The following is a 21,148-nucleotide window of genomic DNA, read 5'->3' as shown; positions in this document are numbered from 1 at the left end:
TTTCAGCAGCTTTGGCCCACTTCCCGTACCTGAACAATGAGTAACTAATGATATCGCTTCGACTTTAAGCAACGAACTTTCCTACAATTTCAATTATGAACATTCGCGTTAAAGCATTTCTCTTTTTTCTACTTTGTGTGGCCCAGGCTCAATCAGGTTTTGGCAAAATCACCTTGCCATCTCTGGTTGGCGACAACATGGTGCTGCAGCAGAAGGCCGAAGTTTCGATTTGGGGAAAGGCAAAAGCTCAAACTACCGTAGCGGTAACACCTTCATGGAATAATAAAAAATACACCGCACAGTCTTCCGCCGACGGGTCCTGGCGGCTCAAGGTGTCAACTCCGGCTGCCGGTGGCCCATTCACCATAACCCTAAGCGACGGAGAGAGCCTGGTTCTGAATAACATTCTGGTGGGCGAAGTATGGGTTTGTTCCGGGCAGTCGAACATGAGCATGCCCATGATTGGCTACAAGAACCAACCCATCAAAGACTCCAACGCGGAACTGCTGCTTGCAAATAACCCCAACATTCATCTTTTTTCGGTGCGTAGAGCCGCCACCCGTACCACGCAGGAAGACTGCGTTGGAAAGTGGGAGGTATCTTCTCCAAAAAGTGCCCGGGCTTTCAGCGCCATTGGTTTTGAGTTTGGAACCATTTTAGAGCGAAGCCTTCACGTCCCCATCGGCATTATCCATTCTTCCTGGGGAGGGACCCCGATCGAAGCCTGGATCAGCGAGGAAGGGTTGAAGGCTTTTCCTCACGCCAAAGTAATCCCGCCCAGCGACACCACACAGGTACTTCCCCGGAATCCGGCCTCGCTGTATAATGGGATGATACACCCTTTACTATCCTACGGAATCAGGGGCTTTTTATGGTACCAGGGCGAGGCCAATAGAAATTCTTACGCGCGCTACGATAGCTTGATGAACGTTATGATTACCGACTGGCGCGCCCGCTGGGGTCAGGGAAATTCCCCTTTCTATTATGTGCAGCTGGCTCCTTACAAATACCCCGAGAATCTGAATAATTCGCCGTATCTGCGAGAGGCTCAGTTGCGGGTGATGCAGCAAGTACCCGAGGTAGGCATGGCGGTGGCGCTGGATGTGGGAGAAGAAAATTATATCCATCCGCCTAACAAATCGGAAATCAGCAAGCGGTTGGCCTACCTGGCGCTGGCAAAAACATACGGCTGGGAAGGGCTGGCTCATTCGGGCCCGGTGTACGAGGGTATGCAGGTTGACGGGAGCAAGATCCAACTGACCTTTTCATTCGCCCCAAATGGGCTCAGCACCTTCGGCAAAGAGTTGACGGACTTTGAGGTAGCGGGTGATGACAGAATCTTTTATCCCGCACAGGCCGAAATCAATGCGCAGGGGGTCGTCGTTTCCAGCCCTCAGGTACAGAATCCGGTGGCCGCACGCTACGCGTTTAAGGATTGGGTAGTTGGCTCTCTGTATAATGTGGAGGGGCTTCCCGCCTCCTCTTTTCGAACAGATAATTGGGAGAAATGAGGTTGTTTTAAGCTAATCATACACCTGACTATCGAAAAATCTGTAGTACTTCCATAAGTCTCCGTCTATATTTTCAAAACCCACCAATGTACCCGACGTCACTGGGGCCTTTATGCCTTTGATAGGCTCTGCGTTGCCAGAAAGCTTAACTCCACTGATCTCTTCCAGTCTCGACAAACTTTGACAATGCCGGATTTCGTCCCATAACCCGGCATTGATAAAAGCGGAGATAACCTGCGTTCCGCCTTCCACCAGCACCGATTGTACTTTGCGTTTGTGAAGATCGGCCAGGACCTGACTCAGTTCATCTTCACCTTTTTCTATTTGGGCAAACGCCAGGGCCGGTTCGGATGCATAGCGCTCAGGCGTTTCAGGGACTTCTGTACTTTTCAGATAATTATACACAATCGTGGGTTGCGATCGGTCGAAGACGTGTAGAGCTTGCGGCAACCTAAGATTACGATCCAACACTACCCGGAGGGGGCTGATACCAGACCAGTGCCGCACGTTCAGGCGAGGATTGTCATTTACCACAGTCTGTCTGCCCACCAGAATGGCATCCTCTTCGCTGCGCCAGCGGTGGACAAGTTGGGACGAGTAGCCGTTGCTGATCGAGACAGGCTGCCCACCGGCTCCGGCTATAAAGCCGTCGGCGGTTTCGGCCCATTTCAAGATAACATAGGGACGCTTTTTGGTAAAGAAGGTGAAAAAGCGCCGGTTCAGGTCATGGCCCGTCGCTGCCAGAATTCCACTTTTGACTTCAATTCCTGCATTTTTAAGTATCGTCAGTCCGCGCCCGGCCACCAGAGGATTGGGGTCGTGGTTGGCGACCACCACTTTCCTTATCTTTTTATCGATTAAAAGGTCGGCACAGGGCGGTGTTTTGCCAAAATGCGAACAGGGCTCCAGCGTGACGTAGGCAGTGGCGGATTTCAGTAGTCCTTCATTCCCCCTTTTTTCAGCATCGAGTATGGCCTGCACTTCGGCATGGGGGCCACCGTAGTTTCGGTGCCAGCCTTCACCTATAATGTCCCCCTCGGCAACCAGTACGCAACCCACCATCGGGTTGGGGCTCACGTAGCCGCGCCCGTATTCGGCAAGTTGGAAGGCGCGTTGCATGAAGTGTTCGTCGGGTGTTGTTTCGGTAGTTTGGGGCATTTTTCAAACACTTTTATCAAAACTCTTTTAGGGTATTTTGCTGATGCGGGAGAGGCATACGTATCACATCCCGGCTAAAATTACTAACTTTCCCGCTTCTGAATTGAAATCAGCCCAATCCATGACCTCGGCCCGTCAACTTTACAAACAGCTTACTCAGCGGATCGATGCCTATCCGCCCAAGGAAACCCAGGCAATCACCTTCATGCTTCTGGAGCACTACCTGCGCCTCCGCAATGTGGATGTGCTGGTGGATCGTCCTATTCCCGACTCACAGGTGCAGCCCGATTGGGACAACATCGTCGCACGACTCAACCGCAACGAACCCATCCAGCATATCATCGGTTCCACCGAATTTTGCGGACTGACGTTTCAGGTGTCGGCATCGGTACTCATTCCGCGCCCCGAAACCGAAGAACTCGTACGATTGGTGACGCGCGACTATGCCGAGCCCGAAGACAAGCCTTCGATTCTCGACATCGGGACAGGCAGTGGCTGTATCGCCATCGTACTGGCCCGCTTCCTACCCCACGCCACCGTCCACGCCTGGGATGTTAGCGATGAAGCCCTTTCGGTAGCCCGGGAGAATGCCCGCCAGCTCATGGCGGACGTGCATTTCGACAAGCAGGATATGCTCAATGTAAGCTTCCCGCTCCCTGATGCGCCCCAAAAGTTTGATTGTATCGTGAGCAACCCACCTTATGTCACCTACTCGGAAGCCGATCACATGCGACCCAACGTCCTGCGTTTCGAACCGCACGAGGCCCTGTTCGTAGAAGACAGTGACCCATTGCTTTTCTACAAGGCCATTGCCGACTTCGGCCGGCACCATCTGAAAGAAGGCGGACGCTGTTATGTGGAAATCAATGAACATTTCGGTCCCGAAACAAGCAAAGTATTCGAGGAAAGGAATTATCAGAATGTAGAAATATTGAAAGACATCCACGGCAAGAACCGGTTCGTACGAGCGGTGGGAGAATAGTGGGTTTGTTTAGTCGTGAAGCTATTCAGGTGTTTGTATCTGACCATCCAAAAGTCTAAACATACAAACGCCTGAACAAAAAAAATGCCACTTTGGAACTCTGCCACTCTTAACTGAATGTATCTACCAAAAATAAAAGAACTGCTCGACGAAATGGGCAAAGTGGTAGTTGGTCAGGAAAAACTCCTGAACCGATTGCTCATCAGCCTGTTCACAGGCGGACACATTTTGCTTGAAGGTGTTCCCGGCCTAGCGAAGACCCTGACAATCAACACGCTGTCAAAGGTACTTCGCCTCAACTTCCACCGCATCCAGTTCACGCCCGACCTGCTACCTGCCGACCTGATCGGAACCATGATTTATAAACCCAAAATCGGGGATTATGAAGTCAAAAAGGGACCGATCTTCGCTAATATCATACTGGCGGATGAAGTGAACCGCTCCCCTGCCAAGGTGCAGTCGGCGTTGCTGGAAGCGATGCAGGAAAAGCAGGTGACGATCGGCAACGATACGTATTTGCTGGATCGTCCGTTCCTGGTACTTGCCACCCAAAACCCGGTAGAACAGGAAGGTACTTATCCACTGCCCGAGGCGCAGCTCGACCGTTTTATGATGAAAGTCTACGTAGACTATCTTGGAAAAGCCGAAGAGCTGGAAGTGATGCGCCGTATGGCCGACCTCAACTTTGACGACCGGGTAGATTCGGTAATGAACAAGGATGAGATCTTTGCCATCCGGAACGAAGTCAATAAGGTCAATATCTCCGACACCCTGGAACGATACATCATCGAGTTGGTTTTCGCTACCCGTCGGCCGATGGACTACGGCTTGCGCGACGAAGCCCGGTACATCCAGTTCGGCGTGTCGCCCCGTGCGACGATCTACCTCAATCTGGCTGCCAAGGCGATGGCCTACCTGGAAGGCCGCGACTACGTACTTCCAGAGGACATCAAGGAACTCGCCCCGGACATCATGAACCATCGTATTCTGCTCAACTACGAAGCCGAAGCCGACGGCGTCCGGACGAGCACAATCATTGATTCCATACTGAGAAAAGTAGCGATAGGAGGGTGATTTTGAATGAGAGAAATAAGAAAAAACTCTGGATCCAGTATTCACTGATTCTCTCAATCTCTCATCCAAAATTGGATCAAGGTACCGGGTCTGGTCCGCTGCCGCCCCAGGGATGGCACCGACCGAAGCGTTTCAGTCCCAGCCAACCACCTTTGATAGCTCCGTGCTTCGTAACTGCCTCGATCATGTACTGCGAGCAAGTAGGCGTGTAGCGGCAGGCATTGGGTAGGTAGGGCGACAGAACACCCTGATAAACCCTAACCAGAAATATGAGTAATGTCTTCATAGCATCTTGCTTGACAACGCGGGCGGCCTGTCATATTTTCCGTCTCATATCTAGTGTAAGACGAAACACTTACCTTTGGAAAAAATTAACACCTGACTCTTACCAATGCTTACTTACATTACCTGGAATGTCAGCCCCGACATTTTCACTATTCCTGAGTTTATGGGTTTCGGCCCTTTCACCATCCGATGGTACGGGCTGCTGTTTGCCGCAGGCTTCCTGATCGGCCAGCAGATCATGACGCACATATTCAAGAAAGAGGGCAAGCCGCTCGAAGACATCGACACGCTCACGCTGGTGATGGTGGCTGCCACGGTGCTGGGCGCGCGGCTGGGACACTTCCTTTTCTACGAACCTGAGGTTTTTATCAAAAATCCCCTGGAAATCATTCTGCCGCCTTTTGCCGGGCTGGCCAGTCATGGCGCGCTGATCGGCATTCTGCTGGGTCTGTGGCTGTACACCCGTAAACGCCAGTCCACGGGCCAAACGTTCCTGTGGCTTACCGACCGCATGATAATCCTGGTAGCCCTGGCCGGAGCATTCATCCGTTTTGGCAACCTGATGAACTCCGAGATCGTCGGTAAAGTAACGGATGTACCCTGGGGCTTTATTTTCATGCAAAATACGGAATACAGTCAATACCCGCGTCACCCGGCGCAGCTGTACGAGTCCATTTCCTGCCTGATTCTTTTCTTCGTGCTATTTGCGCTATGGAACAAGTACAAAACTACCACGCCGCGCGGCCTGTTGCTGGGCGTTGGGCTGGTTTGGATTTTTGCCTTCCGGTTCATGGATGAATTCCTGAAAGAAAACCAGGTCAATTTTGAGGATACGCTCCCGCTGAACATGGGCCAGTTTTTAAGCATTCCGGCGGTGCTATTGGGGATTTACCTCATCGTGCGCTCCCAACGTAACGGTCGCCACCCCGAACGACAGCCCACCACCGCGTAGTTTACTCGCTCGGAGCTACTTCTGAGAGAACCCGGCCTACCGTTCGCTAGAATCGGGGAGGATTGGGTTCTTTTTTGTGAAATAAAGCCCTAAATTGCTCTCTGAACCCAAAACCTATCCCTCCCATGAGAAAGACCATTCTATTCGTAAGTGTACTCGCCGTTTCTATATGGAGTTGTGGCGGAAGTGAAGAAACACAGGAAGAAAAGGAACCCGAAAACGCCATGGAAGCTATCCAGCAGATGGCCGATAAAGCTAAGGAAATGCAGGAAAACGGCCCTGTCGACCCTGTCGACTTCCGGGAGTTGAAAGAAATGCTGCCATCCAGTGCCGGGGGCCTGAGCCGTACTGAGGCCACCGGCGAAAAGAACGGCGCCATGGGTTTCAGTCTTTCGCAGGCCGAAGGCAAATATGAGGAAGGCGACTCAAGTATGGAAATCAATATCGTCGATACGGGCGGCGTAGGTGGTATGGCCATGATGGGTATGGCAGCCTGGGCCATGGCCGAGGTAGATAAAGAAACGGCTACTGGTTACGAAAAAACTACCACTGTCGACGGGAACAAAGCCTACGAAAAATATGACAATGAACGGCAGAATGGCGAACTAAATGTGATCGTCGGCAATCGCTTCATCGTGAGTGTCAAAGGCCGTAAGGTGTCAATGGATCAGATCAAGGACACGCTTGATGACATTGACATCGACAAATTAGCCGATATGGAATAATACCCTATGCACAATTACGAGATTATCCTTCCCGACCGCAATTGGGTAAGCCTCCCTCAGAAGCACTTCCGTGAAGCCGGCGATGGTACTGAAGCCCCCCAGGAAACGCTGGTGCGGCTTCGTCACGACGGGAAGCAGCTCTCCGTGGAGTTTGAGTGCTATGGCGACCGGTATTGGCGGCAGAATACCTACGAAGAAAACAATGCCCCCCTTTGGAAGCAGGAAGTTTTCGAGATTTTTATTGCCAGGGGCGATGCGACACCGACACACTACCTGGAACTGGAGATAAACCCTAACGACGCCCTGTTCGTCGGGCGCGTTCACAATCCCGGACAGACGAACCAGGGAATCGAACTAACCATGGTACCGCCCGAAGAAACCGGCATCGCTTATGGCGTCACCCGTACTACTTCCAATGCCTGGTGGGGCGAACTGCACATTCCGTTTGCACTGATTGACAGTGCAGACGAACAAGACAGTGCTGGAATATACCGCATCAATTTTTACCGCATCGTTCTGCTGGAATCTCAAACCAATCCCGATTGGGAGTGCTCTCCGGAAAACAGCTCGTTTCAATGCTGGAGTCCAACCATGAGCGGAGACACGCCCAGTTTCCATCGCCCCGAGCGGTTCGGGATCTTGCGTCTGCTGTAAACGAATGGTGACGGGCCCAAAGGCAACTTTTAACGGCTTTCCTGCGTAAATACTTTCTCCGATGTTTTTGGTAAAACTCTTTTTTACCAACATCTTTGGTACGTTTTTTACGTTGTAGGGGGGAATTTCAGATTCTCGTCCGTTGAATGTTGCAGCAAATCAGACTTTTCATACTCATACTTCTTGGAATAGCGGGTTTAGCGAGCCGAACGCTCGCCCGAACCTCCGGCCCGGACATCCCGGATAGCTTACGCACAGTCGTCATCGGCAGTGTGAGCATAGAGGGCAACTACCGCACCCGGACACCCATCATTATGCGCGAAATGGCGGTGCAGCCCGGTGACACCCTACCGCGTAACATTCTGGAAGGAAGCCTGGAAATTGACCGCCGCAAGATTGTCAACACCAATCTGTTTATCACCGTCGAGATGCTTCATTTTCCCGACCCGCAGGATAGCAGCTTTGTGAATATCCAGGTGGTGGTAAAAGAAAGGCTTTACATGGTCGTACTTCCGGTTTTCTCGCTGGCCGATCGAAATTTCAATGAGTGGTGGTACGATCGGAAAAGGGACCTGAAGCGTACGACGTACGGTCTTTTTATGAACTACAACAACATCACCGGCCGGGCCGATCAGTTGAGGTTGTCAGCTGAATTTGGCTTTGTGCCAAGCTATGGGATATCCTATTCCAATCCCTACATTGACAAAGCCAAGAAAACAGGGATTGCCATTGGAATGTCCTACGCCACCAATAAGTCCCTGCCCTTCCGCACCTGGAATGATAAACTGGACTACTTCAACAGTGAACAACTGAACCGGGAGCGTTTTTACACTTTTCTGAAATTATCCCGCCGGAATAAGTTCTACGGATTTCATGTGCTGGACGCCCGTTGGGTTAGCGTGCAGCTTTCTGACACATTTGCCAAGCTCAACCCCAACTACCTGTTGGACAGCCGCACAAGCCAACGGTACTTTCAGCTTGCGTATAGCTACAGCTACGACCGTCGTGACAATGTGCAGTATCCACTGCGCGGGTTCAGGTACGGCATATCGGCTGCCAAACTGGGCATATTGCCTGGCGACGACGTCAACCAGGCTTCGCTGTTCGGCTGGTACAACCGCTATTATGCCCTGGGCAAGCGCTGGTTTTTCAATAGTGGCCTTACCGCCCGCACTTCCGCTCCGGTTCGTCAACCCTACGCCCAGACCGTCGGATTGGGGTATAAGGCCAATCTGGTGAGAGGCTACGAGCTGTACGTTATTGACGGTCAGCATTTTGTCCTGTGGGATAATGAATTGAAGTACCGTCTTTTCAGCTTCGAAAAAACTTTTCCCTGGATTCCCATTCGTCAGTTCAACACAATTCCCGTTACTGCCTATGTCAAAACATTCGCCGATCTGGGATATGTCCGAAACTACTACCCGGAATTAAGCAATACAAAGCTGGGCAACCGCCTGCTGCCCGGTGCCGGGCTGGGCGTTGACGTAGTCACGTTCTACAACATGGTCATCCGTGCCAACTACACCGTAAATGGTGAGCGTGAAGGTCGCTTCTTTTTTCAAATCGGTCGCTCTTTGTAAAGCCATCTTGCGGAATTACAAAGGCAAATTGGCTACTTTTGCGAAAAATAACTCCGTCATCCCCAATACGCCATGATTTATCCAACGGCTTTGCGCTGTTTTCTTCTCATAACTTTGCTGGGCATAAGCCTGGCAGGCTGCCAAACCAAAACCAGCACAAACGACGACCCGACACTCCCAACAGACTCCCCGGAAACGGGCGAATCCGGCAACGGGTCTATCAACAGCGCAGCTAACGCCTTATTGAAAACCATTACAGGTACTTCGGACGAGGGGGTGATCCGGGGCATCGCCTTCGGCGATCCCGTCGGTAAGGTTCGGGCCACTGAGACCTTCGAAATGTTTGAGGATTCGCTGCGGCATGTTGGCTATACCTTCGAGACCGATCAGCTGGAAACGATCGACGTACTCTACTACTTTACACCGACTGGCCGGATGGTTAATAAAATCACCGTCGACGTGTACCTCAACAGCGAGGAGGCCACCCAGCAATTGTGGAAAGCCGTCAGGAAACGATTTACGGAAAAATACGGCGAACCGCTGGAAGAAAAATCCCGCCATATCAGTTGGGAAAAAGCACCCGCCCAAGTCACGATGGATGAAGTTTCTGAGGGGAAAGACTTTGGGCTGAAAATGATATTTACGCCTACCGACAAAACCATGCTGGCTTTAAAATAAACGGATAGTTGAAAATGAATAGTGGACAATTAGGCGCTTTGAACAGGCGTTTGGCCTGGTTTCTCCTGCTCTGCATCATCGTTTCTCCGGCTCTGGCGCAAAAGAGGAGCAGGAAGGATTACTTGATTACGCTCACTACCGAAGCGGGGGCGATGCAAATCATCCTTTTTGACAAAACCCCGTTACACAAGGCTAATTTCCTCAAACTGGCCGAGGAAAATTTTTATGACGGACTACTTTTCCACCGCGTCATCGAAAACTTCATGATCCAGGGAGGTGATCCTAATTCCAGGAATGCAGCAGAGGGCGTCGCGCTGGGCAACGGCAGCGTGGGGTACAGAATCCCTGCCGAATTCCGGCCCGATTTATTCCATCAAAAGGGTGCAATCGCTGCTGCCCGTGACAATAATCCCGAGAAAGAGTCGAGCGGATGTCAGTTTTACATCGTGCAGGGCCGTCGGCTGATGGGCGACGATCTGGAAAAGCAACTGGCCCGCGCTCCCCGCGAATCCTCTGATCCACGCCAGGCTACCGAAGCGCAAAAAGAGGTATACAGAACAATAGGCGGCAGCCCGCACCTGGACGGGAACTACACTGTCTTTGGGCAGGTGATCGATGGGCTCGCAGTCATTGACTCTATTGCTGCCCGGCCTCGCGATGCGAGGGATCGGCCTTTGAAAGATGTAACGATGCAGGTGTCGGTAAAAAAAATGCGGAAGAAGAAGATTACGAAAAAGTATGGGTACCGATTTGATGATTGACAATTTATGAGCAGTAAACGAATACTCATTACAGGTTCCAACGGACTCTTGGGGCAAAAACTAGTTGAGCTCCTGATCCAAAATCCTGATATTGAGATAGTCGCCACAGCGCGGGGCGAAAACCGTCTGCCCTTTGTGGAAGGCTATGCTTACCACGCCCTAGATATCACCCAGCCCGAGGAAGTACGAGAGGTATTCGCGCTTACAAAGCCCGACGTGGTGATTCACACCGCGGCCATGACTAACGTCGATCAGTGTGAGTCCGAGAAGGAAGCTTGCTGGGAATTAAACGTGAAGGCGGTCGAGTACCTGGTAGATGCCTGTCGCGAACACAACACTTTCTTAGTACACCTTTCTACGGACTTCATCTTCGACGGTGCCGATGGTCCTTACGATGAAACCGCCGAAGCCAATCCGCTGAGTTTCTACGGCTGGAGCAAGTACGCCGCCGAGAAGGTAGTTATCAACTCAGGCAGATTCGCCGCGCCCATCCGCTGGGCCATTGCCCGTACCGTACTAGTATACGGTATTGCCCACGACATGAGCCGGAGCAACATCATTCTGTGGGTCAAGAAATCGCTGGAAGAAGGCAAGAATATTAAGGTCGTCACCGATCAGTGGCGCTCCCCCACCCTAGCCGAAGATCTGGCCGTGGGTTGCTTCCTCATCGCTGACCAGCAAGCCGAAGGTATTTTCAATATCTCTGGTAAAGACCTGCTGACACCCCACGAAATGGCGGGGATGACGGCGGATTACTTTGAGCTCGACAAATCACTCATCGCCGAGGCCGACTCTACCACTTTTACGCAGCCCGCCAAGCGTCCCGCCCGCACGGGGTTTGTTCTGGCCAAATCACAGGAAGTACTTGGCTACGCACCGCGTAGTTTCCGGGAGGGAATTGCAATTTTGGCGGGACAAACAGCAGGGTAGTACACATTCATGCTGGTACTTTTGTTTTCTTGAATACTACCCTGCCTCTTGACTGGAAACGGCAACCCGAAACTACCTCAATACTACCTCTACCGCGCTGAGTAATTCGGTGCCTCCTTCTGAATCATGATATCGTGCGGGTGGCTTTCACGAACGCCCGCGCTTGTGATTTTTACAAATTTGGCTGTCTGCAAAGCCTGGATATCACCCGCACCGCAGTAGCCCATGCCTGCCTTCACGCCACCAACGATCTGATAAAGAATTTCGGAGACTTTTCCTTTGAAAGGCACGCGACCCACAATGCCTTCGGGAACGAGTTTCTTCACATCATCTTCGGCGTCCTGGAAGTACCGATCCTTGGAGCCGTCTTCCATGGCCTCTACGGAACCCATGCCGCGGTAAGCTTTGAATTTCCGGCCTTCGTAAATCACTATTTCGCCCGGAGCTTCGTCGGTTCCAGCCAACATCGAGCCGATCATTACCGTGCTGGCACCAGCGGCTAACGCCTTGGCCACATCACCCGAGTAACGAATACCGCCATCGGCGATAATCGGAATATCGGTGCCTTGCAGGGCTTCGGCGGCAGAAAGTACGGCTGATAGCTGTGGTACTCCGATGCCCGCGATGATGCGGGTAGTACAAATACTACCCGGCCCGACGCCCACTTTCACGGCATCTACGCCCGCCTCAGCGAGAGCCGTAGCTGCTTCGCCCGTGGCGATATTTCCGGCGATCAGGTCGAGTTTTGGGAATTTTTCTTTGACGGCTCTGGCGGCATCAATCACGCCGCGTGAATGGCCGTGGGCGGTATCGAGGCTTACCACGTCCACGCCCGCTTTAAGCAGTGCTTCCACGCGCTGAATCAGGTCGGGCGTGACGCCCACCGCTGCGCCTACACGAAGCCGACCGTACTCGTCCTTACAGGCCAACGGATGCGATTTGCGTTTTAGGATATCCTTATACGTAATGAGTCCGGTGAGGCGGTAGTTCTCGTCAACGATAGGTAGTTTCTCGATTTTGTATTCCTGCAAAATCGACTCGGCATCGTCCAGCGAAAGTCCCTCGGAGGCCGTGATGAGGTTTTCGGTGGTCATGATCTCTGTGACCGGACGCCCCAGATCACGCTGAAAGCGAAGATCACGGTTTGTTAGGATTCCCACCAGTTTGCGGTTTTTGTCTACGACCGGAATGCCGCCGATCTTGAACTCGCGCATAATTTGCTGAGCGTCGCCAAGGTTGGCATCTTCACGGAGGGTGATCGGGTCAAGGATCATTCCGCTCTCGGAGCGCTTCACTTTCCGGACCTGCTCGGCCTGGGCTTCCAGGCTCATGTTCTTATGAATAATGCCGATTCCCCCTTCCTGTGCCATCGCGATAGCCAGTTCAAACTCTGTCACGGTATCCATTGCCGCCGATATGAGAGGAATGTTAAGCCGGATGTTACGGGTAAGTTGGGTGACGGTGCTGGTGTCGCGCGGAAGTACCTCGGAATAGGCAGGTAGCAGCAGGACGTCGTCGTAGGTGAGTGCCTCGTAGAGGACTTTGGAAGGGAAGTGGGTCATCGCAAATAAGTAGTAGTTATTTGCAGGGCAAAATTAGATAGAAAAAACTACGCCACCAACACCCGAACTTTCTTTATCCGCTTTTTATCCGCCGATTGTATTTTGAACGTCAGGTTTTCGTAGCTCACCTCCTCTCCCGTGCGGGGTAGTTGCGAGAAAAGTTCGAGCAGCAACCCGCCCAGGGATTCGCTGGCGCGGCGTACATCTTCAAAATAATCGGACTCCAATCCCAGGATTTTGCAAAAATCGTTGAGAAGTACCCTTCCTTCAAAAATATACGTTCGCTCATCCACCTGGGTATACTTGATTTCCTCGGCTTCGTCGTACTCGTCGTTGATGTCGCCGAAGATTTCTTCAATAATATCTTCCAGCGTGATGAGTCCATTGGTGCCGCCGTATTCGTCCACCACAATGGCCATATGCACGCGGCGGTTCTGAAATTCCTGCATGAGGTCGTCGAGCCGCTTGCTTTCGGGGATAAAGTACGCCTTGCGCAGTAGTTTCTGCCAGGCAAAATGTTCATCGCGATGCAAGTGCGGCAGGAGATCTTTTACATACAATATTCCCTCAACCGAATCGAGCGTATCGTCATAGGCCGGAATTCTGGAATAACCCGACTTATTTATTTTGTTCATCAGCTCGTGGAAGTCAAGTTCCACGTCCACAGCAGTGATATTCAGCCGGGGCTGACTGGCCTGGCGGGCAGTCGTTTGTCCGAAGGTGGCCAGGCCGCGCAGCAAGTCGCGCTCCTCCTCGGTTTCCGCTTCCGAGTCCAGGCTATCGGCATTTCCCTGCCCTTCATCAGGGAGGAGAATCCCCCAGGCCGCCCCCAGGCGGGTAAGAGCGCTATTTATGGGTGTTAGAAATTTCATCGCAGGCCTCACCATTCCGTGGAATTTTTGGGTGAATCCAACGGCGTGGTGTCCGGCGTAAAAACGCACCAGAGCGTCGAGCCACAGCCATAGTACCAACACCACGAGGGCCAGCCAAACGTAAGGGGCAAACTCGGGAATCCGGGTGGCATCCCACGCAAGGCGCGCTGCCAACAAGAAAGCGGCAAGTGTGGCAATTCGCTGTAGAAGGGATAGTGTCAGTTTTTGAGGCAAATCCAGGGAAGGAGTCTCGGCGGCATTTCTCCGTTCCCAAAAAGCATCTGACGTGGAAGTGACGCCATAGGCTGCGCGCAAAGCCGAAAGAAAAAGTGCCGTTGCAAACAGGAGGGCGAAGGTCAGCACCTCCGGCCAGGCGTCCAGAATAAATTTGCTTGAAGGGGGCAGGGCCATGAAAACGAAATTCCGACTGTTGAACAGTCGCCCGTTTCCAGCCCACGGTCGGGACGGGTCGTCGCTATCAGTGTCTTCTTTCAAAGTTTATAAAGTCAAAATGGGAGGTCGTCGTCGTCCCCGTCTGATGCCAGGGCCGGAGGAATGGGATCAACGGCTTTGGTGGAATTGGTTGGCGAAGGAGTGCCGGAGCCAGACATACCGGCAGGCTGACTGGTCGTAGGGCTGGAAGTCTCCCCCGGGCCATCGTATCCGCCGCCCGAGCCACTGCCACCCAGCATGGTCATGCTGTTGGCCAATATCGAAATACTCGTACGGGCCTGACCTTCCTTGTCAGTCCAGTTTTCGGTACGGATTTTACCTTCTACATACACCTGATTGCCCTTACGCAGGTACTTTTCGGCTACTTTGGCCAACGCGTTCCAGAGTTCAATACGGTGCCACTCGGTTTGTTCGATTTTCTCCCCACCCTTATTGGTATAGGTTTCCGAAGTGGCAATATTGAAACGCGCGACTACCGAGCCGCCGTCCAGATAACGCACTTCGGGATCGCTCCCCAGGTTTCCGATCAGGATTACTTTGTTTACGCCGCCAGCCATAGTTGATTCAAAATTTAATTGTTTAGGATTAAGAAATGGAGTGGGATCTCTCCAAAATCTTGCGCGATTAAGGGCCTCTGTCCAAACTTCCCTTTATCAATTCTAAAATTAGGAAAAAAATTGTTCCTTGATGAAGGTATCGATCAGGATTGGCTTGGGCAAAGCGTCGATTTGGTCCTCATTATAGAAAGAGACACCATCGGGCAGTACGTTAGTTCCCATGTCTTCAACCTTAATCTGCCAGAACTTTACGTGGAGTTTCTGGTGGGAGAGCAAATGTACGTAGGTTTTATCGGGAACAATCAGTCGCCCAGCCATCATCAGAGATTCCAACCCTCCTTCGCCCGCCAAGTCCTCTGGCGCCTGGGCTTCCTGCAAGGTTTCAATAATGGGAAAATCGTACAATCCCTTCCAAACATCCTTTTTGATACGTTCTTTCATAGCAATTAGGCCTCCTTTTTCCAGCACCAGGTAGTTGAGGTATCGGTTTCTGGCCTTTGCTTTTTTGGATTTCACCGGCAAAAAACTCTGCATCCCGTTTTCGAAGGCATAGCAGGACTCATTGAAAGGACAAAGCAAACAATCAGGCGCGACGGGCTGGCATTGAATGGCTCCGAACTCGATCATGGCCTGATTGAAGGTAGCCGGGTCGTCGGCGGGGATCAGCCGCTGGGCTGCCGCCGTAAACTCACGCTTGGCCGAGCTGTGCATAATGTCGGTTTTTATACCGAAAATCCTGGCCAGCACCCGGTACACGTTCCCATCCACCGCGGGGACTGCTTCATTGAACGCGAAGGATGCAATCGCGGCGGCAGTGTATTCCCCCACTCCTTTCAGCTTCAATAGCCCTGAGTAACTGTCGGGAAATTTGCCTCCAAACTCTCCTACCACCTGCCGGGCGGTATAGTGCATGTTGCGGGCGCGGGAGTAGTATCCCAGTCCCTGCCACAGCCGCAGCACGTCCTGCTCGTCGGCACGGGCCAGGTCCTGCACCGTAGGGTACTTTTCCACAAACCTTAAATAATAGGGCATTCCCTGCACGACCCGGGTTTGCTGCAGGATTATTTCCGATAGCCAAATTTTGTATGGGTCTGTCGTCTGTCGCCAAGGCAAGTCGCGGTGGTGGCGGTGGTACCATTGGATGAGTTTCTGGCTGAAAGTGGCGTCTTTATGAACGGAGCTGGCAGGCATGGAGTGGCTTTATCGACTGTTTTTTAGTGGATTATAGAAAAAATGAGTGAATATGTCTTTTATGTTTTGGCAAAATTAACCTACCTTTGTACTCCCAAAATTCAAAGTGGGGAAAAGAGTTAACAAACCATATACACTTTAAAGTACCTAATACTGTGACTAAAGCAGACGTAATCGCGCAGATTTCTGACAAGACAGGAGTGGAGAAAGCTGACGTACAGCAAACACTCGAGACTTTCTTTACCGTAGTTAAAGATTCCCTGGCCGATGGCGAGAATCTTTACGTAAGAGGATTTGGCAGCTTCATCAACAAGAAGCGGGCCCGCAAAGTTGCCCGGAATATTTCTAAGGGTGAATCCATGATTATCGACGAGCATTACGTGCCGAGCTTCAAGCCCGCCAAAGTTTTCGTTGAACAAGTAAAAAGCAGCGACAGCGTTAAGGACGCCGTTGAAAAATAATTTTCAGTTAAGTTTTCTTGTGTACCCACTATGAAAAGGACGATATTACTGGTTTCTATCTTGGCTCTTGCGCTGGTGGGAACCCTGTACAGTCTACCCAGAGTAGTGGTCAACACCAAAGACCAGGATTCGGTCAGCGGACAATCGGTAGAGCAATCGGCTGATGGCGGGGAGGAAGCCGAAGTACCGGGCGACACCCACACCAATGCCGCTCTCACACCCGAGCAGGAAGCGGAAATAGCTCCCCTGCGCGGGCAGTATCAACAAGCAACGGCTGACGAAAAGGCTACGGCCGCCAGTCAGCTTTCCGATGTGTTCGGAAAGTACCAGAAGTTTGACAGCGCTGCCTATTATGCCGGACAAGCTGCCGCGCTGCGGCCAGACCTGGAGAACTATTTACGGGCGGGAGATCGTTACTACCAAGCCTACGGGTTTGCGGCAGAAGAGAAGAAGGCAAGTGGATTGGGCGAAAAAACGCGTTCTTTTTATCAGAAAGCACTGGAGCAAAATCCAGGCTTACTGGCGGCCAAAGCCAATATGGCGATGACCTATGTCAATACACCTTCGCCGATGCAGGGCATTATGCTCCTGCGCGAAGTACTCGACGCTGACCCAACGAACGAACTGGCCTTGTTTAATCTGGGAATCCTGTCGATGCGCTCCAACCAATACACCAAAGCGGTAGGGCGTTTTGAGCAGATCCTGCAAAGCCACCCCGAAAATACCAAGGCTCAATTTTATTTGGGCGTATGCCTGGTAGAATTGGGACGCACCGATGAGGCTAAAAAAGTTCTCGCCGATGTGAAGCAAAAGGAAAAAGACCCCGTCATCCAGCAAGCCATAGGCGAATTGGAGCAGCGGATAAATTAATTAATGATGAGTGATGAATGATGAGGTAGTTGTCATTCATCATTCATCACTCATCATTCATCACTCTTAATCAAAACATTATGCCTTGCGGAAAGAAAAGAAAACGTCATAAGATTTCGACGCACAAAAGAAAGAAGCGCCTGAGAAAAAATCGGCACAAGAAGAAGTAAATAAGGGGTAGAAGCGCGGATCCAATACTTCCGCGCTTCTACCTTTTTTGCTTTCAATTCCCCTATCTTTTTTCTCTCGCGTACGCCTGATTCCAGGTCGGCCCTCTTAATCAGGTTGGGTTACGATGCTGGTATATAGTCATTTGTTCGCTGAGTGTCCACCTCTAAAAACCATTCATTTTGGTTAGACATTGAGTAACGAATTAGTAATAAATTCTACTCAAAAGGGAGAACGTATAGCCCTTTTGCAGAATAAACGCCTTCTCGAATATCACATAGAAACGCCGGACAACAACTTTACCGTTGGGGATATTTATCTCGGAACGGTAAAGAAAATGGTTTCCGGACTCAACGCCGCATTTGTCGATGTTGGCTATGAAAAAGATGCCTTTCTCCATTATTTGGATTTGGGCTCCAACATCAACTCGCTTAATAAGTTTGCGAAAGACATTATCGCCAAGCGAACCAATTCTGGTGATATCAGCAAATTCAAGCTGGAACCAGAAATAGAAAAACAGGGCAAAATCGATAAGGTACTGGAACGGAATCAACCAATCCTGGTACAAATCGTGAAAGAGCCCATTTCCACCAAAGGTCCACGCTTATCGTGCGATATCTCTATCGCGGGACGCTACATCGTGCTGGTGCCATTTTCCAATGGCGTCAATCTCTCCAAAAAAATCACTGATCGACGGGAACGCACCCGATTGCAGCGACTCATTGCGTCGATCAAGCCCAATAACTTTGGCGTAATTGTACGGACAGTGGCTCAGGGCCATGACGTGGAGGAGCTTGATCACGACCTTCGTACCTGCGTAGAAAAGTGGGAAAATGGCATGAAACTTCTGCGTGACGCCAAACCCCGCGACCTCATTATCGGCGAGATGAATCGTGCTTCTTCGATCATCCGCGACATGCTCAACGAGTCATTTGACAGTATTACGGTTGACTCGCAGGATGTTTTTGAAGATACCAAAGCCTACCTGCACACGATTGCTCCCGAGAAGGAGAATATCCTGAAACTGCATAATGGCAAGAACAAGATATTTGAACAGTTTGGCTTAGAAAAACAAATCAAGTCACTGTTCGGACGCTCGGTCAGTTTGCCGGGGGGTGGTTACCTCATTATCGAGCATACGGAAGCCCTGCACGTTATCGACGTGAACAGTGGTAACAAATCCAACAGCCAGGAAGATCAGGAGGCTACAGCACTCAGTGTAAATGCCGAAGCGGCCAAGGAAATAGCCAGGCAGCTGCGACTGCGCGATATGGGCGGTATTATTGTAGTTGACTTCATCGATATGAAGAAGGCCGACAACAAGAAGCGGATCTACGAGATCATGCGGGAGGAAATGAAACCCGAACGCTCCAAGTATACCGTTCTGCCGCTTTCAAAGTTCGGCCTGATGCAAATCACCCGGCAGCGGGTGCGGCCCGAGATGAACATCGTGACCCGCGAAACCTGCCCTACCTGCGGAGGCACGGGCACCATCCAGGCCAGTATTCTGGTAACGGATGTCATCCAAAACAATCTCGACTATATCCTGACCAAACAGAACGAGAGCGGCATCAGCATTTCGCTGCACCCCTTCCTTCACGCTTATTTTACCAAAGGGTTTATTTCGCCGCAGGTCAAATGGCTGTTTGAGTACAAAACCTGGGTCAATCTAATCAAAGATAGTTCGCTTGGAATCACTGAATTCTCCTTCCACAATAAATTTGGGGAAGTGATTGAAGTACATGTAAGTTAGACCAGGTTCAACCGGGTAAAAGTACACACGCTTTTTACCCGATAATTTGTCTGAAATAGTTCAGAGCTTCCCCCAAAACCTTCTGGTCGATTGGGGGAAGCTCTTTTTTTTCGTCAGCAAATTCGAGCAGCCGTTCGGTGGGCATGTTTCCCACCAAATCGTCCTGTGCCATCGGGCAGCCGCCATAGCCCAGCAGAGCCCCGTCGAACCGACGGCACCCCGACTCATATGCAGCTTGCACTTTTTCCCGCCATGCGTGAGGCGTCGTGTGAAAATGAGCCCCGAATTCCAGGTCCGGGCGTGCCGCGATGAGTTTCTGAAAAACGGAGCGGATGTCGTGGGCATGGGCAACGCCCACCGTGTCGGACAATGAAAAGATCTTCACCCCGAACTGAGCCAACTCCTCTACCCGCTGTTCTGCCAATTGGGGGCTCCATGGATCACCGTAAGGATTGCCGAAGCCCATCGAGATATAAACTACCAACTCCTTTTCAGACTCTTCACAGAGCTTCTGCATGGTCCTCACGCGCTCAACCGATTCATTCAGGTTGGCATTGGTATTGCGGAGTTGGAATGTTTCGGAGATTGAAAAAGGATAGCCGAGGTATCGGATCTGGGCAAACGTACAGGCCTGCTCCGCCCCGCGCTCATTGGCCACGATTGCCAGTAGTTTGGTATCCGTAGTTTCTAAATCAAGTCTTTCTACCACTTCCGCCGTATCACTGACCTGCGGCATAGCCTTCGGCGAAACGAAACTGCCGAAATCGAGCGTTTCGAAACCTACCTGCAGCAGCAGATTCAGGTACCGGATTTTTTGCTCCGTCGGAATAAAAGGGTGATGACCCTGCCAGGCATCACGGGGACATTCGATGAGTTTCATAGGGCTCTATTAATCGTGATCTTAGCTGATAATATATTTAGGTGATAATATACTTGACTGACCCAAAATAGTTTGTTAATTTTTGATCTAATAATTTGGTTATTAGTCAGTTAATAAGCATAATTTACATTATAGTAACTAGAAATTATGCCGCGTAAATCTACTACTCCAAAACTAACGCTTAACCAATTGGACGAGCGTTTTCCCAACGAACTTTTATGCAAAAAATATATTGCTGATTTACGCTGGAAAGGTAGTCCTATTTGCCAGCATTGCGGACATACCAAGTCTTATCAGTTTTCAAACGGTGATTTCAAATGCGCCAAGTGTCGCAAGAAATATACCGTAAGAATGGGTACTATTTTTGAGGATAGCAAGATTCCGCTCAAAAAGTGGTTTTCGGCGGCTTTTATTATGACCAGACACAAGAAGGGCATCTCTTCTCATCAGCTTGGAAGGGATATTGACATAACGCAAAAAACGGCATGGTTCATGCTCTACGGACTTAAATTTGCGCTCAAGATCAAGTCGTTTGATTCACCAATAGCAGGTATTGTTGAAGTGAATGAGACTTACGTTGGCAGCAAAGAGAAGAACAAGTACAATAGCAAAAAACATTGGGTACTCAGGGGCGTAGTACAAAGGTTAAAACACCTGTGCTTGGAATGGTGGAGCGCGGTAGTCGGGTAGTTGCAATGACCGTGAGCGGTGCTTCTTCTAAGACACTACAACCGATCCAACCGATCATTAAAGAACACGTTGCAATTGGCGCAAGCATTATGACCGACGAGTGGAAGGCGTATATTGGACTAATCAAGCACTTCAATCATGCAATTGTTAAGCATGGACATGAAGAGTATGTAAACGGTGATGTTCACACTAATACAATCGAGGGTTTTGGGTCGTTGTTTAAGCGTGGTATAAACGGAATCAATCACTGGGCTAGTGTGAAACACTTAGATCAGTATGTGGGAGAGTATGCGAATAGATACAATACTCGGAAAGTTCGGGATGGAGAACGATTCAAGAACGTTCTTGGTAAATTAGATGGCAGATTGAATTATAAGGAACTGATTTACGAAGCGAAATAA

Annotated in this window: 23 protein-coding genes; 15 read left to right on the top strand and 8 right to left on the bottom strand. The window is 50.8% G+C overall.

Translation table 11 applies throughout. From position 1 onward, the window contains the following. Positions 1–95 precede the first annotated feature (95 nt). Positions 96–1,511 (top strand): sialate O-acetylesterase, encoded by a 1,416-nt coding sequence (locus IE117_RS04215; protein ID WP_189563073.1) that lies wholly within the window; start codon positions 96–98, stop codon positions 1,509–1,511. 12 nt (positions 1,512–1,523) lie between these two features. On the opposite strand, the gene ribD is transcribed toward IE117_RS04215, so the two are convergent. After that, positions 1,524–2,669: a bifunctional diaminohydroxyphosphoribosylaminopyrimidine deaminase/5-amino-6-(5-phosphoribosylamino)uracil reductase RibD gene (ribD, locus tag IE117_RS04210; RefSeq protein WP_229580307.1), complete on the bottom strand. Its 1,146-nt coding sequence runs from the start codon at positions 2,667–2,669 to the stop codon at positions 1,524–1,526. Between the two features lie 121 nt (positions 2,670–2,790). On the opposite strand from ribD, the gene prmC reads away from it, so the two are divergent. Together prmC and IE117_RS04200 are read left to right on the top strand one after the other, a co-directional pair. Continuing rightward, positions 2,791–3,651, top strand: a complete 861-nt coding sequence (gene prmC / locus IE117_RS04205; RefSeq protein ID WP_189564227.1) for a peptide chain release factor N(5)-glutamine methyltransferase — start codon at positions 2,791–2,793, stop codon at positions 3,649–3,651. 117 nt (positions 3,652–3,768) lie between these two features. Continuing rightward, positions 3,769–4,725: an AAA family ATPase gene (locus IE117_RS04200; RefSeq protein WP_189563072.1), complete on the top strand. Its 957-nt coding sequence runs from the start codon at positions 3,769–3,771 to the stop codon at positions 4,723–4,725. Positions 4,726–4,801: 76 nt separating this feature from the next. On the opposite strand, the gene yidD is transcribed toward IE117_RS04200, so the two are convergent. Continuing rightward, positions 4,802–5,011: a membrane protein insertion efficiency factor YidD gene (gene yidD, locus IE117_RS04195; RefSeq protein WP_189563071.1), complete on the bottom strand. Its 210-nt coding sequence runs from the start codon at positions 5,009–5,011 to the stop codon at positions 4,802–4,804. 105 nt (positions 5,012–5,116) lie between these two features. Here yidD and lgt point away from each other — a divergent pair, with 105 nt between their 5' ends. From lgt to IE117_RS04160, 7 genes are all read left to right on the top strand, one after another. Further along, the gene (gene lgt, locus IE117_RS04190; RefSeq protein WP_189563070.1) at positions 5,117–5,962 is read left to right on the top strand and encodes a prolipoprotein diacylglyceryl transferase; all 846 of its coding nucleotides are present in this window, start codon (positions 5,117–5,119) and stop codon (positions 5,960–5,962) included. 125 nt (positions 5,963–6,087) lie between these two features. Continuing rightward, positions 6,088–6,687 carry a hypothetical protein gene (locus IE117_RS04185; RefSeq protein WP_189563069.1) on the top strand — a complete coding sequence of 200 codons (600 nt, stop codon included), beginning with the start codon at positions 6,088–6,090 and terminating at the stop codon, positions 6,685–6,687. Between the two features lie 6 nt (positions 6,688–6,693). After that, a complete protein-coding gene (locus IE117_RS04180) occupies positions 6,694–7,341 on the top strand; it encodes a carbohydrate-binding family 9-like protein (RefSeq protein ID WP_189563068.1) in 648 nt (215 codons plus the stop codon). Positions 7,342–7,487: 146 nt separating this feature from the next. Next, positions 7,488–8,921 carry a BamA/TamA family outer membrane protein gene (locus IE117_RS04175; RefSeq protein WP_189563067.1) on the top strand — a complete coding sequence of 478 codons (1,434 nt, stop codon included), beginning with the start codon at positions 7,488–7,490 and terminating at the stop codon, positions 8,919–8,921. Between the two features lie 72 nt (positions 8,922–8,993). Continuing rightward, a complete protein-coding gene (locus IE117_RS04170; RefSeq protein WP_189563066.1) occupies positions 8,994–9,599 on the top strand; it encodes a hypothetical protein in 606 nt (201 codons plus the stop codon). 14 nt (positions 9,600–9,613) lie between these two features. Then, complete coding sequence (locus tag IE117_RS04165; RefSeq protein ID WP_189563065.1) at positions 9,614–10,360, top strand: peptidylprolyl isomerase; 747 nt, start codon at positions 9,614–9,616, stop codon at positions 10,358–10,360. A gap of 6 nt (positions 10,361–10,366) precedes the next feature. Further along, a complete protein-coding gene (locus IE117_RS04160) occupies positions 10,367–11,290 on the top strand; it encodes an SDR family oxidoreductase (RefSeq protein ID WP_189563064.1) in 924 nt (307 codons plus the stop codon). A gap of 89 nt (positions 11,291–11,379) precedes the next feature. On the opposite strand, the gene guaB is transcribed toward IE117_RS04160, so the two are convergent. The 4 genes from guaB to mutY form a co-directional block, all read right to left on the bottom strand. Further along, positions 11,380–12,852: an IMP dehydrogenase gene (gene guaB / locus IE117_RS04155; protein ID WP_189563063.1), complete on the bottom strand. Its 1,473-nt coding sequence runs from the start codon at positions 12,850–12,852 to the stop codon at positions 11,380–11,382. A 47-nt stretch (positions 12,853–12,899) separates the two neighbouring features. Then, positions 12,900–14,219: a transporter associated domain-containing protein gene (locus IE117_RS04150; RefSeq protein ID WP_229580305.1), complete on the bottom strand. Its 1,320-nt coding sequence runs from the start codon at positions 14,217–14,219 to the stop codon at positions 12,900–12,902. A gap of 11 nt (positions 14,220–14,230) precedes the next feature. Beyond that, on the bottom strand, positions 14,231–14,734 hold the full coding sequence (locus IE117_RS04145) for a single-stranded DNA-binding protein (RefSeq protein WP_189563062.1): 504 nt from the start codon (positions 14,732–14,734) through the stop codon (positions 14,231–14,233). Between the two features lie 108 nt (positions 14,735–14,842). Then, entirely contained in the window at positions 14,843–15,925 is a 1,083-nt protein-coding gene (mutY, locus tag IE117_RS04140; RefSeq protein ID WP_189563061.1) for an A/G-specific adenine glycosylase, read from the bottom strand. A gap of 86 nt (positions 15,926–16,011) precedes the next feature. On the opposite strand from mutY, the gene IE117_RS04135 reads away from it, so the two are divergent. Both IE117_RS04135 and IE117_RS04130 read left to right on the top strand, forming a co-directional pair. Further along, positions 16,012–16,386: an HU family DNA-binding protein gene (locus tag IE117_RS04135; protein WP_262893087.1), complete on the top strand. Its 375-nt coding sequence runs from the start codon at positions 16,012–16,014 to the stop codon at positions 16,384–16,386. 30 nt (positions 16,387–16,416) lie between these two features. Then, the gene (locus IE117_RS04130) at positions 16,417–17,256 is read left to right on the top strand and encodes a tetratricopeptide repeat protein (RefSeq protein ID WP_189563060.1); all 840 of its coding nucleotides are present in this window, start codon (positions 16,417–16,419) and stop codon (positions 17,254–17,256) included. Between the two features lie 53 nt (positions 17,257–17,309). Here the strand turns inward: IE117_RS04130 and IE117_RS26205 are convergent, their stop codons facing one another. Beyond that, positions 17,310–17,483: a hypothetical protein gene (locus tag IE117_RS26205; RefSeq protein WP_229580673.1), complete on the bottom strand. Its 174-nt coding sequence runs from the start codon at positions 17,481–17,483 to the stop codon at positions 17,310–17,312. A gap of 134 nt (positions 17,484–17,617) precedes the next feature. On the opposite strand from IE117_RS26205, the gene IE117_RS04125 reads away from it, so the two are divergent. Next, entirely contained in the window at positions 17,618–19,177 is a 1,560-nt protein-coding gene (locus tag IE117_RS04125; RefSeq protein WP_189563059.1) for an Rne/Rng family ribonuclease, read from the top strand. 34 nt (positions 19,178–19,211) lie between these two features. On the opposite strand, the gene IE117_RS04120 is transcribed toward IE117_RS04125, so the two are convergent. Continuing rightward, positions 19,212–20,057: a hydroxymethylglutaryl-CoA lyase gene (locus IE117_RS04120; RefSeq protein ID WP_189563058.1), complete on the bottom strand. Its 846-nt coding sequence runs from the start codon at positions 20,055–20,057 to the stop codon at positions 19,212–19,214. A gap of 147 nt (positions 20,058–20,204) precedes the next feature. Here IE117_RS04120 and IE117_RS26200 point away from each other — a divergent pair, with 147 nt between their 5' ends. Together IE117_RS26200 and IE117_RS26195 are read left to right on the top strand one after the other, a co-directional pair. Beyond that, entirely contained in the window at positions 20,205–20,747 is a 543-nt protein-coding gene (locus tag IE117_RS26200; protein WP_229580292.1) for a transposase, read from the top strand. Continuing rightward, positions 20,723–21,148 carry an IS1595 family transposase gene (locus tag IE117_RS26195; protein ID WP_229580290.1) on the top strand — a complete coding sequence of 142 codons (426 nt, stop codon included), beginning with the start codon at positions 20,723–20,725 and terminating at the stop codon, positions 21,146–21,148. Before IE117_RS26200 ends, IE117_RS26195 begins: the two co-directional genes overlap by 25 nt.

Source organism: Persicitalea jodogahamensis (genome assembly GCF_014651615.1).
GTDB classification, from domain to species: domain Bacteria; phylum Bacteroidota; class Bacteroidia; order Cytophagales; family Spirosomataceae; genus Persicitalea; species Persicitalea jodogahamensis.
The sequence above is the reverse complement of the archived record's forward strand: the minus strand, read 5'-3'. Positions and strand labels throughout refer to the sequence as shown.

Excerpts from the sequence above, each read along its gene's own strand:
- lgt (WP_189563070.1), top strand. The coding sequence starts at position 5,117 with ATGCTTACTTACATTACCTGGAATGTCAGCCCCGACATTTTCACTATT.
- IE117_RS04200 (WP_189563072.1), top strand. The coding sequence starts at position 3,769 with ATGTATCTACCAAAAATAAAAGAACTGCTCGACGAAATGGGCAAAGTG.
- IE117_RS04165 (WP_189563065.1), top strand. The coding sequence starts at position 9,614 with ATGAATAGTGGACAATTAGGCGCTTTGAACAGGCGTTTGGCCTGGTTT.
- IE117_RS04180 (WP_189563068.1), top strand. The coding sequence starts at position 6,694 with ATGCACAATTACGAGATTATCCTTCCCGACCGCAATTGGGTAAGCCTC.
- IE117_RS04215 (WP_189563073.1), top strand. The coding sequence starts at position 96 with ATGAACATTCGCGTTAAAGCATTTCTCTTTTTTCTACTTTGTGTGGCC.
- yidD (WP_189563071.1), bottom strand. The coding sequence starts at position 5,011 with ATGAAGACATTACTCATATTTCTGGTTAGGGTTTATCAGGGTGTTCTG.
- IE117_RS26200 (WP_229580292.1), top strand. The coding sequence starts at position 20,205 with ATGCCGCGTAAATCTACTACTCCAAAACTAACGCTTAACCAATTGGAC.
- IE117_RS04145 (WP_189563062.1), bottom strand. The coding sequence starts at position 14,734 with ATGGCTGGCGGCGTAAACAAAGTAATCCTGATCGGAAACCTGGGGAGC.
- IE117_RS04175 (WP_189563067.1), top strand. The coding sequence starts at position 7,488 with ATGTTGCAGCAAATCAGACTTTTCATACTCATACTTCTTGGAATAGCG.
- IE117_RS04185 (WP_189563069.1), top strand. The coding sequence starts at position 6,088 with ATGAGAAAGACCATTCTATTCGTAAGTGTACTCGCCGTTTCTATATGG.
- IE117_RS26195 (WP_229580290.1), top strand. The coding sequence starts at position 20,723 with ATGGTGGAGCGCGGTAGTCGGGTAGTTGCAATGACCGTGAGCGGTGCT.
- ribD (WP_229580307.1), bottom strand. The coding sequence starts at position 2,669 with ATGCCCCAAACTACCGAAACAACACCCGACGAACACTTCATGCAACGC.
- prmC (WP_189564227.1), top strand. The coding sequence starts at position 2,791 with ATGACCTCGGCCCGTCAACTTTACAAACAGCTTACTCAGCGGATCGAT.
- mutY (WP_189563061.1), bottom strand. The coding sequence starts at position 15,925 with ATGCCTGCCAGCTCCGTTCATAAAGACGCCACTTTCAGCCAGAAACTC.
- IE117_RS04130 (WP_189563060.1), top strand. The coding sequence starts at position 16,417 with ATGAAAAGGACGATATTACTGGTTTCTATCTTGGCTCTTGCGCTGGTG.
- IE117_RS04170 (WP_189563066.1), top strand. The coding sequence starts at position 8,994 with ATGATTTATCCAACGGCTTTGCGCTGTTTTCTTCTCATAACTTTGCTG.
- IE117_RS04120 (WP_189563058.1), bottom strand. The coding sequence starts at position 20,057 with ATGAAACTCATCGAATGTCCCCGTGATGCCTGGCAGGGTCATCACCCT.
- IE117_RS04160 (WP_189563064.1), top strand. The coding sequence starts at position 10,367 with ATGAGCAGTAAACGAATACTCATTACAGGTTCCAACGGACTCTTGGGG.
- guaB (WP_189563063.1), bottom strand. The coding sequence starts at position 12,852 with ATGACCCACTTCCCTTCCAAAGTCCTCTACGAGGCACTCACCTACGAC.